This window comes from Dinoroseobacter sp. PD6, assembly GCF_028807315.1.
Classification (GTDB): domain Bacteria; phylum Pseudomonadota; class Alphaproteobacteria; order Rhodobacterales; family Rhodobacteraceae; genus Dinoroseobacter; species Dinoroseobacter shibae.
Genome location: NZ_JARAMN010000001.1, coordinates 139,216 through 153,967 on the forward strand (window position 1 = coordinate 139,216; position 14,752 = coordinate 153,967).

11 protein-coding genes are annotated in these 14,752 nt (G+C 68.7%); 7 read left to right on the forward strand and 4 right to left on the reverse strand.

Features of this window, described 5'->3' with window-relative positions:
• The first annotated feature begins 10 nt into the window (after window positions 1-10).
• Window positions 11-1,630, forward strand: coding sequence for an FAD-dependent oxidoreductase (locus PVW48_RS00565; protein WP_274579812.1), 1,620 nt, complete (start codon window positions 11-13; stop codon window positions 1,628-1,630).
• Between the two features lie 28 nt (window positions 1,631-1,658).
• On the opposite strand, the gene PVW48_RS00570 is transcribed toward PVW48_RS00565, so the two are convergent.
• Window positions 1,659-2,330: a hypothetical protein gene (locus PVW48_RS00570; protein ID WP_274579813.1), complete on the reverse strand. Its 672-nt coding sequence runs from the start codon at window positions 2,328-2,330 to the stop codon at window positions 1,659-1,661.
• 351 nt (window positions 2,331-2,681) lie between these two features.
• On the opposite strand from PVW48_RS00570, the gene ileS reads away from it, so the two are divergent.
• From ileS to PVW48_RS00590, 4 genes are all read left to right on the forward strand, one after another.
• Window positions 2,682-5,657 carry an isoleucine--tRNA ligase gene (gene ileS, locus PVW48_RS00575; RefSeq protein ID WP_274579814.1) on the forward strand — a complete coding sequence of 992 codons (2,976 nt, stop codon included), beginning with the start codon at window positions 2,682-2,684 and terminating at the stop codon, window positions 5,655-5,657.
• A 99-nt stretch (window positions 5,658-5,756) separates the two neighbouring features.
• The gene (gene yghU, locus PVW48_RS00580; protein WP_274579816.1) at window positions 5,757-6,626 is read left to right on the forward strand and encodes a glutathione-dependent disulfide-bond oxidoreductase; all 870 of its coding nucleotides are present in this window, start codon (window positions 5,757-5,759) and stop codon (window positions 6,624-6,626) included.
• On the forward strand, window positions 6,623-6,874 hold the full coding sequence (locus PVW48_RS00585) for a DUF3253 domain-containing protein (RefSeq protein ID WP_274579817.1): 252 nt from the start codon (window positions 6,623-6,625) through the stop codon (window positions 6,872-6,874). Before yghU ends, PVW48_RS00585 begins: the two co-directional genes overlap by 4 nt.
• Before the next feature lie 61 nt (window positions 6,875-6,935).
• Entirely contained in the window at window positions 6,936-7,775 is an 840-nt protein-coding gene (locus PVW48_RS00590) for a DMT family transporter (RefSeq protein WP_274579818.1), read from the forward strand.
• Window positions 7,776-7,794: 19 nt separating this feature from the next.
• Here the strand turns inward: PVW48_RS00590 and PVW48_RS00595 are convergent, their stop codons facing one another.
• The 3 genes from PVW48_RS00595 to fsa are packed head-to-tail and all read right to left on the reverse strand — an operon-like array spanning window position 7,795 to window position 10,143.
• Window positions 7,795-8,721 carry a tyrosine recombinase XerC gene (locus tag PVW48_RS00595; RefSeq protein WP_274579819.1) on the reverse strand — a complete coding sequence of 309 codons (927 nt, stop codon included), beginning with the start codon at window positions 8,719-8,721 and terminating at the stop codon, window positions 7,795-7,797.
• A 3-nt stretch (window positions 8,722-8,724) separates the two neighbouring features.
• Entirely contained in the window at window positions 8,725-9,432 is a 708-nt protein-coding gene (locus tag PVW48_RS00600) for a DUF484 family protein (protein ID WP_274579820.1), read from the reverse strand.
• A 57-nt stretch (window positions 9,433-9,489) separates the two neighbouring features.
• On the reverse strand, window positions 9,490-10,143 hold the full coding sequence (fsa, locus tag PVW48_RS00605; protein WP_274579821.1) for a fructose-6-phosphate aldolase: 654 nt from the start codon (window positions 10,141-10,143) through the stop codon (window positions 9,490-9,492).
• Window positions 10,144-10,220: 77 nt separating this feature from the next.
• Here fsa and PVW48_RS00610 point away from each other — a divergent pair, with 77 nt between their 5' ends.
• Both PVW48_RS00610 and PVW48_RS00615 read left to right on the forward strand, forming a co-directional pair.
• Window positions 10,221-12,404: a primosomal protein N' gene (locus PVW48_RS00610; RefSeq protein WP_274579822.1), complete on the forward strand. Its 2,184-nt coding sequence runs from the start codon at window positions 10,221-10,223 to the stop codon at window positions 12,402-12,404.
• Window positions 12,405-12,491: 87 nt separating this feature from the next.
• Window positions 12,492-14,741 (forward strand): ExeA family protein, encoded by a 2,250-nt coding sequence (locus PVW48_RS00615; RefSeq protein ID WP_274579823.1) that lies wholly within the window; start codon window positions 12,492-12,494, stop codon window positions 14,739-14,741.
• Window positions 14,742-14,752 lie beyond the last annotated feature (11 nt).

Sequence of the window (14,752 nt, forward strand, 5' to 3'; positions counted from 1 at the left end):
CGGAGACCCCATGGATACCCTTGCCCCCGACCTGCGGACCATGGTGCGCACCCCCCTGACCGAGGCCCATGTGGCGGCGATGCGCCGGATCGGGACCGAGCGCGCCTATGCCGCGGGGGCTGCGGTGACCGCCCTGGGTGCGGCCCAGGACCGGTTCCAATACGTGCTGGAAGGGGAGCTGGAGGCGGTCGATCCGGTCACGGGCGGGCGCTATGGCGGGGCGAGCCTGGGCCCCGGGCAGTTCGTGGGCGAGATCAGTTTTCTCAACGATGGCAAGGTGATGCTGGCCAGCCGGGCCTGCACCGACAGCGTTCTGCTGGAGGTGCCGCGGGACGCGATGCTGCGGCTGATGGCGGACGTGCCGGAGATGAGCGACATCATCGTGACCGTTTTCGCCGCGCGGCGCAGGCGGCTGCTGGAGAGCCAGCAGGCGGCGCTGACCCTGCTGGGGGCGGACAGGGACCGGCAGATCCGGCAGATCGCGGCCTTTGCCAGCCGCAACCGCATCCCCTATCGCAGTCTCGATCTGGACGATCACGAGGCCGAGGATATCGCCCAGGCCTGCGCGCTGCTTCCGCGGCATCCGGCGGTGATCTTCGGCACGGACACGGTGGTGGAGGACCCCAGCCCGCGCAAGATCGCGCGGTTGCTGGGCATCGACATGGCCCTCGGGGCCGATCATGTGTTCGACGTGCTGATCGTCGGCGGCGGCCCGGCGGGGATCGCGGCGGCGGTCTATGCCGGGGCCGAGGGGCTGAGCGCGCTGGTGGTGGAGGATCTGACCATCGGCGGGCAGGCGGGCACCTCCAGCCGGATCGAGAACTACATGGGGTTCCCCACGGGCATCTCGGGCGCGGACCTGTGCTGGCGCGGCGAGGTGCAGGCGATGAAATTCGGCACGCGCTTTGCCGTGCCGCGCCGGGCGGTCCATGTGGCGCCGCTGGACGCGGGCGGGTTTTGCGTGACGCTGGATGACGGCGAGGAGGTCCGCACCAGGGCGATCGTGATTGCCACGGGCGTGCAGTACCGCAAGCTGCCCATCCCCCGGCTGGAGGAGTTCGAGGGGGCGGGCGTGTACTACGCCGCCACGGATGTGGAGGCGCGCTATTGCCGCAACACGGATGTGGTGGTGATCGGCGGGGGCAACTCGGCGGGGCAGGCGGCGATGTTCCTGTCGCGCAGCGCGCGCCATGTGCATGTGCTGATCCGGGGCGACGGTCTGGCGGCGTCCATGTCCTCCTACCTGTCGGAGCGGCTCGACCGGGACCCGGCGATCACCCTGCACCGGCGCACCCAGGTCACCGGCCTGCACGGCACCGACCGGCTGGAGGAGGTGACGATCCGCGACGGCGTGATGGGACAGGACTGGACCCTGCGCACCGGGGCGGTGTTCGTCATGGTGGGGGCCGCGCCGAACACGGGCTGGCTCGACGGGTTGGTGACGCTAGACGACAAGGGGTTCGTGCATACAGGGCCCGAGGTCGGGGGGCGGTCGACCTACGAGACCTCCTGCCCGGGGATCTTCGCCGTGGGCGATGTGCGCGCGGGGTCGGTCAAGCGCGTGGCCTCCGGGGTCGGCGAAGGCTCGGTCGTGATCTCGAAGGTGTGGGAGCATGTGAACGCGCCCTGAGCGAGGCCCGGGGCGCGTTTGGGATCGGTCAGGCGGGCTTGCGGCGGGCGCGGCGGCCAGCGAAGGCCAAGGCGCCGAGGCCAAGCGCCCCAAGGGCCAGCGACGGCGGCAGCGGGATCGGCGCGACGTTGACAAAGGCCTGTGCTCTGGCCAAAGCCCCTGTGGTGGCCCCCTGGTCGAACACCGTCAGCCCGATCTCGTACTCGCCCGGCGCGAAGGGGTCGAAGGGCTGGTAGTTCGGCAAGACGGCCCAGAACCCGAAGCCGAGGTTCTGCGACTGCTGGTTGATCTGCTGGCCCGCTTCGAGGAAGGGTGTGCCGTCGAGCAGGAAGGTGCTCACATCGCTGTTGCCGGCCGCGGTGTTGAAATCCACGGTGAGGTAGACGTCATAGTCGTCGATCGTCTTGCCCGCGCCCAGATCCACCGACCAGTCGATGTTCCAGATCGCGAGGCCCGGATCGCTGTCGCCGGCTTGGGCGTTGTAGACATTGCCCACGGGCGTGATGTCTCCGACAAAGCGTTTCTTGGCCTTGATGCCGATCTCGATATCGTTGCCTGCGTCGTTGTTGCGGTCGATGGTGAACTTCTCGTTCGAGTTCCCCGACCCGATGCTGAACGGAATGTCCAGCGTGCTGGCGTGCGCAGCGCTGCCCAGGGCAAGTGCTGTGGCAGTGCCGAGCAGAATGGATGTGATACGCATGTACGTCCTCCCGAATTCGTTACATGCTCGCGAACGTAACGGAGCGATGAGCGGTGGCAATGGGCCGGGCCGCCCGACAGCACAAATTTATCGTAATTTTTCATAAATTTTTCTTGGATTGATTTAATGTGTGAATGAATTGGATCCGGGCGCTCGATTGTTTCCCGAAGACAGGTTGCGATTGTGGCCCTTGGGCAAGGGGCCTATAACGCCCGCATGACATGGCTTTTGGCACCCATTCCCCGAATTAGCCGCCCGGCGCTCGCCTGATCCGAGCTGCCGGGACAAGGCGTCTGGAAACCCGCGCCGCCCTCCTTTTTTGACCGACATGACCATACAGGATGCCCGGACATGTGCGCCGACACGCCGACTGCGAACCAGTACAAAGACACGCTGAACCTGCCGAAGACCGATTTCCCGATGCGCGCGGGCCTGCCCAAGCGGGAGCCCGAATGGCTCGCCCGGTGGGAGGAGATGGGGATCTACGACCGCTTGCGCGAGAAGGCGAAGGCCGAGACGCGGCCTGCCTTCACGCTCCATGACGGGCCTCCCTATGCCAACGGGAACCTGCATATCGGCCACGCGCTGAACAAGATCCTCAAGGACATGGTGGTTCGGTCCCAGCAGATGATGGGCCGCGACGCGCGCTATATCCCTGGCTGGGACTGCCACGGCCTGCCGATCGAGTGGAAGATCGAGGAGAAATACCGCGCCAAGGGCCGCGACAAGGACGAGATCCCCGTGATCGACTTCCGCCAGGAATGCCGGACCTTCGCCGAGGGCTGGGTCGATGTGCAGCGCGAGGAGTTCAAGCGCCTCGGTGTGACCGGCAACTGGGAAAAGCCCTACCTGACCATGGATTTCCACGCCGAGCGGGTGATCGCCGAGGAGTTCATGAAATTCCTGATGACCGGCACGCTCTACCAGGGCTCCAAGCCGGTGATGTGGTCGCCGGTGGAGAAGACCGCGCTGGCCGAGGCGGAGGTCGAATACCACGACCGGCAGACCGACGCGATCTGGGTGAAGTTCCCGATCACCAAGGCGCGCGTGGGCGAGAGCCCGGTGGACGAGCCGGACGACCATATGGGGGCGGGCGCGCAATTGCTGACCGAGCAGTTGGAGGAGTCGGCGGTCATCATCTGGACCACCACCCCCTGGACCATCCCGCAGAACCGCGCGATCTGCTTCGGGGAGGGGATTTCCTATGGTCTGTACGAGATCACCGCGACGCCGGAGGAATGCTGGGCCGCGGTGGGCGATACCTACATCATGGCCGACGCGCTGGCCGAGGCCGCGCTGACCCAGGCGCGGGTCGAAGGGTTCACCCGGCGGCGCGATGTCACTGCCGGGGAGTTGAGCCGCGTGACCTGTGCCCACCCCTTCGCCGGTGCCGAGGGGGCCGGGGGCGAGTGGGATTTCGATGTGCCGCTTCTGGCCGGGGACCATGTGACCGACGATGCCGGGACCGGCTTCGTGCATACCGCGCCCAGCCACGGCGATGACGACTACGCCATCGGGGTCAAGCATGGGTTGCCGATGACCTATAACGTGCTGGATGACAGCAGCTATCGCGCGGATCTGCCGTTCTTCGGCGGCGAATGCATCCTCAAGCCCAACGGCAAGCCCGGCGGGGCCAACAAGGCGGTGATCGCCAAGTTGGTGGAGCTGGACCGGTTGCTGGCGCGCCAGCGGATCACGATCTCGGACGCGCATTCCTGGCGCTCCAAGGCGCCGGTGATCCGGCTCAACCGCCCGCAATGGTTCGCTGCCATCGACAAGCCCGTGGGCGACGGCAACGACACCTATGGCGAGACGATCCGCCAGCGCGCGCTGACCTCGATTGACCAGCTGGTGACCTGGACGCCGCAGACCGGGCGCAACCGGCTCTATTCGATGATCGAGGCACGGCCCGACTGGGTGCTCAGCCGTCAGCGGGCCTGGGGTGTGCCGCTCACCTGCTTTGTGAAGAAGGGCGCGCAACCGGCTGATCCTGATTACCTTCTTCGCGATCCGGCAGTGAATGCGCGGATCGTCGAGGCGTTCGAAAACGAAGGCGCGGATGCCTGGTATGCCGAGGGCGCCAAGGCGCGGTTCCTGGGCAACGAGCATGACCCGGAGGCCTATGAGCAGGTCTTCGACATCCTGGATGTGTGGTTCGATTCAGGATCCACCCATGCCTTCGTGCTGCGCGACCGCGAAGACGGGTCCGAGGACGGTCTGGCCGATCTCTACCTCGAAGGGACGGACCAGCATCGCGGCTGGTTCCATTCCTCGATGCTGCAGGCCTGCGGGACCATGGGGCGCGCGCCCTATCGCGGGGTGCTGACCCACGGCTTCACCCTGGATGCCAAGGGCAACAAGATGTCCAAATCCGTCGGCAACACCGTCGCGCCCGAGAAGGTCGTGCAACAATACGGGGCGGACATCCTGCGGCTCTGGGTGGCGCAGTCGGATTACACGGTCGACCTGCGGATCGGGGACGAGATCCTCAAGAACGTCGCCGACAGCTACCGGCGGCTGCGCAACACCATGCGCTACCTTCTGGGGGCGCTGAGCGCGTTCGACGAGGCCGACCGGGTGGCGCCCGAGCAGATGCCGGAGATGGAGCGGGTGATCCTGCACATGATGGCCGACCTCGACGAGCGGGTGCGCGCGGGCTACGCGGCCTACGATTTCCAGGGGGTGTTCCAGTCGGTCTTCCACTTCGCGACGGTGACCCTCTCGGCGCAGTATTTCGACATTCGCAAGGATGCGCTCTACTGCGACCGGCCCGACAGCCTGCGGCGGCGCGCGGCGCTGACGGTGATGGATGCGATCTTCCACCGGCTCACCGCCTGGCTCGCGCCGATCCTGGTGTTCACCTGTGAGGAGGTCTGGCTGGAGCGGTTCCCCGGGCCCGACAGCTCGATCCACCTGCAGGACTTCCCCGCGCCGCGCCCGGACTGGCGCCACCCGGAGGCCGTGGGCCGCTGGGAGGTGATCCGGGGCGTGCGCCGGGTGGTGACCGGCGGGCTGGAGCTGGAACGGCAGGCCAAGACCATTGGCGCCTCGCTGGAGGCGGCGCCGACCGTCCATGTGCCGGCCCATGTGGCAGGGATGATCGATCCGGAGCTTTTTGCCGATACCTGCATCGTTTCGCAGCTGACGGTGTCCACCGATCCGGTGCCCGAGGGGGCCTTCACCCTGCCCGATGTGCCCGGGGTCGGCATGGTCTTTGCCCGCGCCGAGGGGGAGAAATGCCAGCGCTGCTGGAAGATCCTGCCCGATGTGGGCACCCATGCCCATCCGGGCACCTGCGCGCGTTGCAACGACGCGTTGGACGCCTAGGCGCGAGGAACTGCCACACCCGATGGCCCGCTCCTGCAGGGGAGTGGGCCGAAGCTGTTTGGGCACTACATTCGCCCGCAGAGAGAGAAGGCCCTGAACATGACTGAACCCACCTATACCCCGCCCGCCGTCTGGACCTGGGAGACCGAGTCCGGTGGCAAGTTCGCCAGTATCAACCGTCCGGTCGCGGGGCCGACCAATGACAAGGCGTTGCCCGTGGGGGAGCATGGCTTGCAGCTTTATTCCCTGGCGACGCCGAACGGGGTGAAGGTGACCGTGCTGCTGGAGGAATTGCTCGCCGAGGGGCACACGGGGGCGGAATATGACGCCTGGCTCATCCGGATCAACGATGGCGACCAGTTCGGGTCGGGCTTTGTCGAGGTCAATCCGAATTCCAAGATCCCGGCGTTGATGGACCGGACCGGGGAGACACCCGTGCGGGTGTTCGAATCCGGTGCGATCCTGCTGCATTTGGCGGAGAAGTTCGGCGCGTTTCTGACCGGGCCCGAGGCGCGGGCGGAGATGCTCTCATGGCTGTTCTGGCAGATGGGCAGCGCGCCTTACCTAGGCGGCGGGTTCGGGCATTTCTATGCCTATGCGCCGGAGAAGATGGAGTATCCGATCAACCGCTTCGCCATGGAGACCAAGCGCCAGCTCGACGTGCTGGACCGGCATCTGGCGGAGCGCGACTGGATGGCTGGCGGGGTCTATACCATCGCGGACATGGCGATCTGGGCCTGGTACGGGCAGCTGGTGCTGGGGCGGCTTTACGAGGCGGCGGAGTTCCTGGATGTGACCAGCTATACCCATGTGCTGGACTGGGCGGAGCGGATCGATGCGCGCCCGGCGGTGCAGCGCGGGCGGATGGTCAACCGGACCTTCGGGGACCCGGCGATGCAGCTGCATGAGCGACATTCGGCGGCGGATTTCGATACCATGACCGAGGACAAGCGCGCCGCCGCCGGGTGAGCCCGGGCCGCGCCGATATCCGGGCGGCCCTGCTGGCGCTGGCGGCGCGGCGCGGGCCGGGCAAGACCTTCTGCCCGTCGGAGGTGGCGCGCGGTCTTGCCGCTGACTGGCGCCCTTTGATGCCCGAGATTCGGGAAGAGGCCGCGCGGCTGCAGGCCGAGGGGCATGTGCAGGGCTTCCAGCGCGGGCACCCGGTCGATCCGGCAACCGTCCGGGGACCGATCCGGCTGGGCCTGCCGCGCGGCTGAGACCGCTTTGCGGGCGCGGGCCCGCGTGCTAGCAGGGTCCGTCACCCGGCCCGGATCCCCCATGCCCCTCGATGTCTTTCTTGCCGTTCTGGTCGCCGCCTTCCTGCACGCGGCGTGGAATGCGGTGATCAAGACCGGCGGCGACAAGATCGCCGTGATGCTGATCATGACGCTGGTGCAAGGCGGCTTGGGGCTGGCGATTGCCCTGACGCGTCCCCTGCCAGGCCCGGAGGTCTGGGGCTGGCTGCTGGCCTCGGGGGTGTTTCACAGCCTCTACAAGCTGGCGCTGGCCTCTGCCTATGAGCGGGGGGATCTGAGCCGGGTTTATCCGATCGCGCGGGGCGCGGCGCCGGTACTGGTGCTGGGGATCGGGGCGGTCGCCCTGAGCGATGTGATCACCGGCATCGAGGCGGCGGCGGTCGTGGTGCTGGGATGCGGAATCCTGCTGATGGCGCGGGGCATCTTCAGCCTCGGCGAGAACCGCGCACTCTTGCCCTTCGCGCTCGGATCGGCCTTGGCCACGGCGGGGTATTCCATTGTGGACGGGATGGGCGCGCGGGTCTCCGGGGATGCGGTTGGGTATGTCGCGTGGCTCTTCGTGCTGGACGCGGTGTTTTTCGCTCCGGTGGTCCTGGCGTTGCGGGGCCGGTCGCTGTTGGCGGCGCAGGGACGGCAGGACTGGCTGAAGGGCGGGGTGGCGGCGCTGGCCTCCTACGGGGCCTATGCGATCGTGGTCTGGGGGATGACCCGGGCGCCCATCGCGCTGGTCGCGGCGCTGCGCGAGACCTCGATCCTGTTCGCTGTGCTGATCGGCTGGCTGGTCTTCGGCGAGCGGATGGACCGGATGAAGCTGCTGGCGGCCGGGCTGATCGTGACCGGCGTGGTGCTGATGCGGGTCTGAAACACCGGGCGAGCGGGACTCAGGCCTTGGGATGGGCGGCGTTGTAGACCTCCAGCAGCCGGGTGGCGTCCACCGCCGTATAGGCCTGGGTGGTCGAGAGCGAGGCATGGCCCAGCAATTCCTGGATCGCGCGCAGATCGCCGCCCGCGGCCAGAAGGTGCGTGGCGAAGGAATGGCGCATGGCATGGGGCGTGGCACTCGAGGGCAGGCCGAGCTGCATCCGGGCCTGTTCCATCACCTTGGCGATCACACGCGGGTTCAGCTGCCCGCCACGTTTTCCGCGAAAGAGCGGCCCGTCCTTTTCCAGCGGATGGGGGGAGAGGCGCAGATAGGTGTCGACAGCGGTGCGGGCGGCGGGCAAGACCGGCACGATCCGTTCCTTGTCGCCCTTGCCGCGGATGGTCAGCACCTCGGGCAGCGGCGCGGCGGCCCCGGTGAGCCCCAGCGCCTCGGAGATTCGCAGCCCGCAGCCATAGAGCAGGGTGACCACCGCCACGTCGCGGGCGGCGATCCAGCTGTCGGCGGCTTGCAGCTCCACCTGGGCGATCATCTCGAGGGCCGCATCCTCGGCCAGGGGGCGGGGCAGCTTGCGCTGGTATTTCGGGCTGCGCGCGGCCAGCACCGCGGTGGGTTCGAACCCGTCGCGTTCGCCCAGCCACCGAAAGAAGGATTTCACCGCCGAGAGCGCGCGGGCCAGCGAGCGCGCGCCGAGCCCGCGCCGCCGCTCCGCCGCCATCCAGGCGCGCATGTCGGACTGGGTGATCCTGCGCAGCCGCGCGGGGCTGGCCAGCCCGCCGTCATGGCGCGCGAGAAACCCCAGGAACCCGGCCACGTCGCGTTGATAGGCGCTGAGCGTGCTGGCCGGTGCGTCGTCCAGCGCGCGCAGACGGGTCAGCCAGGTCTCCAGCTGGTCCGCGCAGGCCGGGCTGAGGGCTGCGTGCGCCACGGCTCAGACGATCCAGCGCAGGATGGCGCGTTCGACGACCTTGGCGAAGAAGGACAGAAGGTCGGTGCCCTGGTTCGGGGTGAACTGGCTGGCATCCTCGGCCCCCAGCGCCATCAGGCCGGGCAGGCGGGCCTCGCCGAACTCCAGCCGCAGAAGCGCCTCGGACGCGATATAGGGCGCGGCTTCGCCATAGATCGGCGCGGTGTGGTTCTGCACCGCCTGCAGCGTCACCTTGCGCGCGGGCAGGCCGTTGGGGGTGCCGATCAGCGTGTCGATCCGGCCCCGGGGCACGATGCTCAGCACCTCGTCGAGGGCGGCGAGCGCGGGGTCGGGCGTGGCCTCGTCGGTCTCCAGCACCAGCCGGATTGCGTCCACCTGCAACAGCGACGCGACCTCGCCCCCGAGATTATGCATGAAGGCCGCGAAATCATGGGGCTCCAGCAGGCTGAGCACCGCGCGGTGGACCTGGTTGGTGCCCGCGAGGTTCTCGTAGGCCGCCGCGATCACGCTGCGATGGGTGTCCTCGAGCCGGCCCAGCCGGGCTTGCAGCCGGTCCATGGCGAGCCCGCGCAGATCGACGATATTGTCGCCCATCCGCTGCGCGTCCGCCGACAGAAGCGCCCGCATCAGGTCGGGATCCTCCAGGATCACGTCCGGTTCGGCCATGATCCGTTCCTTGAGATCATGGCGCTTCAGCGCGGGGTCTGTCATGGGCCTGCGATCCTCTTTATAGCCTGCTCTGGCTGTTATGGACCGCAGGTTACACGATTAGAGAATCTTCTGACCAGTCTTTTCCCAATCGGACAGGAATGCGGCCAGTCCCTTGTCGGTCAGCACGTGGTTCGCCATCTGCTTGATCACGCCCGGCGGGGCTGTGGCGACGTCGGCGCCAATGAGGGCGGCCTCCTTCATGTGGTTGACCGTGCGGATCGAGGCGGCGAGGATCTCGGTCTCGTAGCCGTAATTGTCGTAGATCGTGCGGATGTCCTCGATCAGTTCCATCCCGTCGACGTTCAGATCGTCGAGCCGCCCGATGAAGGGCGAGATGAAGCTCGCACCCGCCTTGGCCGCCAGCAGCGCCTGGTTGGCCGAGAAGCAAAGGGTGACGTTGACCATCTTGCCCTCGTCCGTGAGCGTCTTGCAGGCCTTCAGCCCGTCCCAGGTCAGCGGCAGCTTGACGGTGATGTTCTCGGCGATCTCGGCCAGCTTGCGGCCCTCGGCGATCATGGCGTCGGCCTGGGTGGCGACCACTTCGGCGCTGACGGGACCGTCCACCAGGTCGCAGATCTCCTTGGTGACTTCGGTGATGTCGCGGCCGGATTTCAGGATCAGCGACGGGTTCGTGGTCACCCCGTCGACCATCCCGAGGTCGTTGAGTTCGGCAATGGCGGCCACATCTGCGGTATCGACGAAAAACTTCATGTGCTCGGGTCCCTCGGGCTTGCGGTTGTGTTACCGCTCTCATAACGCAGGTGCGGGATGCGCGAAAGGGGGACGGCGTGCGGTTTGAGGCGGGCGATCTTGTGGCGGTTCTGACCACGCAGCCGCTGGACCGGACGCTGGACTACAGGGCGCCGGAGGGGGGCTGCGTGCAGGGCGATTTCGTCGAGGTGCCGCTGGGCCCGCGCAAGGTCATCGGCGTGGTCTGGGGGCCGGGGCAGGGCGACTGGGACCCGGCCAAGCTGCGCCGCGTGCTGCGGGTGCTGGACACCCCGCCCATGCGCGACGAGATGCGCGCGTTCCTGACCCGGGCGGCGCGCTACACCCTGACGCCCATGCCTGCGATGCTGCGACTGGCGACCCGCGCGCCGGGGCTGGGCGACGCACCGTCGATGCGCAAGGTTCTGGTGGCGGGCGAGGGGGAGCCTGCGCGCATGACCGAGGCGCGGATGCGGGTGATGGACGCGCTGGCCGCCTATGGCGGGGCGCCGGTCACGCAAGCCGAGCTGGTCGAGGCCGCGGGCGTCAGTGCCTCGGTGATCAAGGGGCTGGTGGCCGCCGGTGCGATCCACGAGCAGGACACACCCCGCGACCTGCCCTATCCGCCGCTGGACCCCGCGCGGCCCGGCAAGCCGCTGACCCCCGAGCAGGAGGCCGCGGCGGGGCATCTTCTCCACGGGATCGAGGCGGAGGCTTACGGCACCACGCTCCTGAAGGGGGTGACCGGGTCGGGCAAGACCGAGGTCTACCTGGAGGCGGTCGCGGCCTGTCTGGCCAAGGGGCGGCAGGCGTTGGTGCTGCTGCCGGAGATCGCGCTGAGCGCGGAGTTCCTGACGCGGGTGGAGGGGCGGTTCGGCGCGCGGCCCGCCGAGTGGCATTCGGGCGTGACCATGACCGAGCGGCGGCGCTGCTGGCGGATGGTGGCCGAGGGCGGCGCGCGGTTCGTTGTGGGCGCGCGTTCGGCCCTGTTCCTGCCGTTTCAGGATCTCGGCCTGATCGTGGTCGATGAGGAACACGACACCTCCTACAAGCAGGAGGAGGGCGTGCTTTACAACGCCCGCGACATGGCAGTGTTGCGCGCCTCGCTGGCCTCGGCTCAGGTGGTGCTGGCCTCGGCCACGCCGAGCCTGGAATCCTGGGCCAATGCGGAGGCGGGCAAGTACCTGCGCGTCGATCTCGGGGCGCGTTTCGGGGCGGCGGAGCTGCCCGAGATGGCCGCGATCGACATGCGCGCCGAAGAGGTGCCCTTCGGGCGGTGGCTGTCGCCCAGCCTGAAACGTGCGGTCACTGCACGGCTGGAGGCGGGGGAGCAATCGCTGTTGTTCCTGAACCGGCGCGGCTATGCGCCTGTCACCTTGTGCCGGGCCTGCGGGCACCAGATCGGCTGCGAGACCTGCGATGCGCGCATGGTGGAGCACCGGTTCCAGAAGCGGCTGATGTGCCACCAGTGCGGCGCCACGCGCGCGATCCCCGAAGCCTGCCCGTCCTGCGAGGCAGAGGGCAAGCTGGCGGCGGTCGGCCCGGGGGTGGAGCGGCTCGCCGAGGAAGCGGCGGAGGCGTTTCCCGACGCCCGGATCGCGGTGCTGTCGTCGGACCTGTTCGGCTCGGCGCGCGCGCTCAAGGCCCAGATCGTCGAGATCGCCGAGGGGGCGGCGGACATCATCATCGGCACGCAGCTGGTGGCCAAGGGGCACAATTTCCCGCTGCTGACGCTGGTCGGGGTGATCGACGCCGATCTCGGGCTGCAAGGCTCGGACCTGCGCGCGGCGGAGCGGACATTCCAGCTGATGCGGCAGGTGGCGGGGCGCGCCGGGCGGGCGGAAAAGCGGGGCGAGGCGCTGTTGCAGACCTACCAGCCGGACCACCCGGTGATCCGCGCGATCCTGACCGGCGACGAAGAGGCGTTCTGGCGCGCCGAGGCGGGGGAGCGGCACGCGGCTGGAATGCCGCCCTATGGCCGGATGGCGGGGATCATCCTGAGCTCCCCTGACTTGCAGGAGGTGTTCGACCTGGGCAATGCGCTGGCGCGCAATCACGCGCCGCTCTCGGAGGTGGGGGCGATGGTCTACGGCCCCGCACCGGCGCCCATCGCGCGCATTCGCGGCCGGCACCGGGTGCGGCTGCTGGTGACGGCCCCAAAAGGGGTGGCGTTGCAGGATGCGCTGGCGCGCTGGGTGGGACAGGTCAAGACCGGGCCGAACCTGCGCCTGGCGGTGGACATCGACCCGCAGAGCTTCTTCTGAGCCGGTCGCGCCGGGGGCGGTTGTTTACACAGCCCGAAAAAAAGCGAATGATGTTAAAGAGCTGGTGGGAATTGGCGACAATCGGTCATGTATCTGGAGCATTTCAACCTGCGCAAGCGCCCGTTTGCGACCTCGCCGGACCCGGCGTTCCTGATCTGGTCCGCACAGCACCAGTCGGTTCTCGATGCGGTTCTGGACACGCGCCCGCAAGCGCCGCCGGTTTCGATCCTGCTGGGCGATATCGGTCTGGGCAAGAGCACGCTGGCCCATGCCCTGCAGGAGCGCCTGATCGCCGAGCAGGGGGGGCGTGTCGGGTTGATCTCCGTCCAGCTGAACACGGCGGAGGAGGCGATCGCGCATGCCCTGCGCAGCCTCGAGGGGCAGGCCTTCGACGGCCCGGCGGAAGCGGCGCGCGCCCGTCTCGAGGCGCTTCTGGCCGATGGGACGGATGGGGGCTGCGCCACCGTGCTGATCGTGGACGAGGCGCAATCCCTGTCGGACGCGGCGGCGAGCGCGCTGCTGTCATTGGTGCGGGATACGGAGGGCGCCGTGCGCTGTCGGCTGCTGCTGGTGGGGCTGGGGGCGCTGGAGGCGCGCCTGGCGTCCCCGGCGCTGGAGCCGTTCGAGGCGGAGCTGCGCCCGCCGCTCAGGCTGCGGCCGGTGTCCAAGGACGAGGCCGCTGCCTATGTCTCCGGTAGGCTGGCGCGGGCGGGTCATGTGGGGCCTGATCTGTTCACCCCGGAGGCTGTCGCGGTGATCCACCGCCACGCCGAGGGTGTTCCGCGGCTTATCAACAAGGCGTGTGATCTGGTCCTGCTCACGGCGGCGCAGGAAGACAAACGCGTCATCGAGGCGGATCTCGTGCGCGAGATTCTGCGCGATGTCTCGCTGGCGAGCGGTGCGATGAGCTTTCCCGGGGCAGCAGGGGCAGCGGCGAAACCGCCGCGCGCGCCCGAGGCGCAGGCTGCGACGGGCCGTGCCGGTGGACCGTCGTCCGCGCGTCCAGCGCAAGCGCCCAAGGGCCGGGGCGGGCCGGAAATCGAGGTCAGTGCCTCGCAAGGCATGCGGCTGGAACGCGCGCTGATCGAGACCCTGAAGACCAGCACCCAGAGGCCGGCCGCGCCGCGCAAGCCCGCGGCCGCGCGCCCGGACCAGGCGGCGGCGTTGCCCGAGCCATCGATGCCGGAAGCGCCCGGGGCCGGAGCGCTGCCGTCCACGGCCGGAGCGGAGGTGCGGCCGGTCAGTTCCCGGCGCGTGGTCACGGGGGCGCTGGTCGCGGCGGCCTTGGTGGGCGGCGCGGCTATCCTCTACAGTCTGGATGTGTTCCCGGTCTTGCGAGACGGCGCCGTCACGGGTGAGGACCCGCGCAGTGGCGAGGTGTTGCCGGCCCCTGACGCGACCGGGATCGCGCAGGATCTGGCGCAGGATGCGGGGACAAGTGCCGAAGCCACGGAGGCGCAGGCCGCCGTCGCGGAGGCGGAACAGAGGCTGCAGGCCTTGCAGGACGCCGCGGCCTCCGCGGAGGCGGAACTGGCCGAGATCGCCGCGCGGCTGGATGCGCGGACACGCGAGCTTGCAACCGTGGAGGATGCGGTGTCCGAGGCGCAGTCCGTTCGGGTGGAGACCGACGCGGAGCTTGACGTCATGCGCACGCAGATCGACGCAGAGCAGGCCCGGCTCGCCCGGTTACAATCCGAGGCTGAGGCCGCGGAGGCGGCGCTGGCGGCCCTGGCGGTCAGCGAGAAGATCGCCGACGATGCCTTCGCGGCGGCGCAGACCGTGTCGAACACGATGCCGGACCCGAAGGCGCCCGATCCGGTGCGCCTGCAGCCGCAAAGGCTGGATGCGGCGGAGGCAACGACCTTCTTTCTCGCCGCGCTGGAGAGCGACGACCCTGCCGAGGTTGCCGTGAACTACTCGCGCGCGGCCCTGCGGGGGCACACCCGCGCGGCATCCTTTCTGGCGCAGCTTTACGAGACCGGGGACGGGGTGCCGTTCGCACCGGATATGGCGGCGCGCTGGTACGCGGTTGCCGAGGAGCCCGCGCGCATTCTGGCCGAGGACAGCCGCGCTGCCGATGTGGTGCCCGCCGTGCAAAGCGTGGTGCCACTGGGGGCCGCGGTGGTGGCTGGTACGCCGGGCGAGTTTGTCTGGCAGGGCGTGGGCGCGCAATTCATTCTGGAGCTCGCCGATACCGACGGCACGGCCATCGCCTTTGCCGAGACCCGCCTGAGCGCGGTTGCCGTTTCTGTCCCGGAGGGTACGGCGCAATGGCGGGTGCGGACCGACGGGGGGGCCGAGACCGCGTGGCAGCCCATCGCCGGGGCAGGGGATTAGACCGGTCCCGG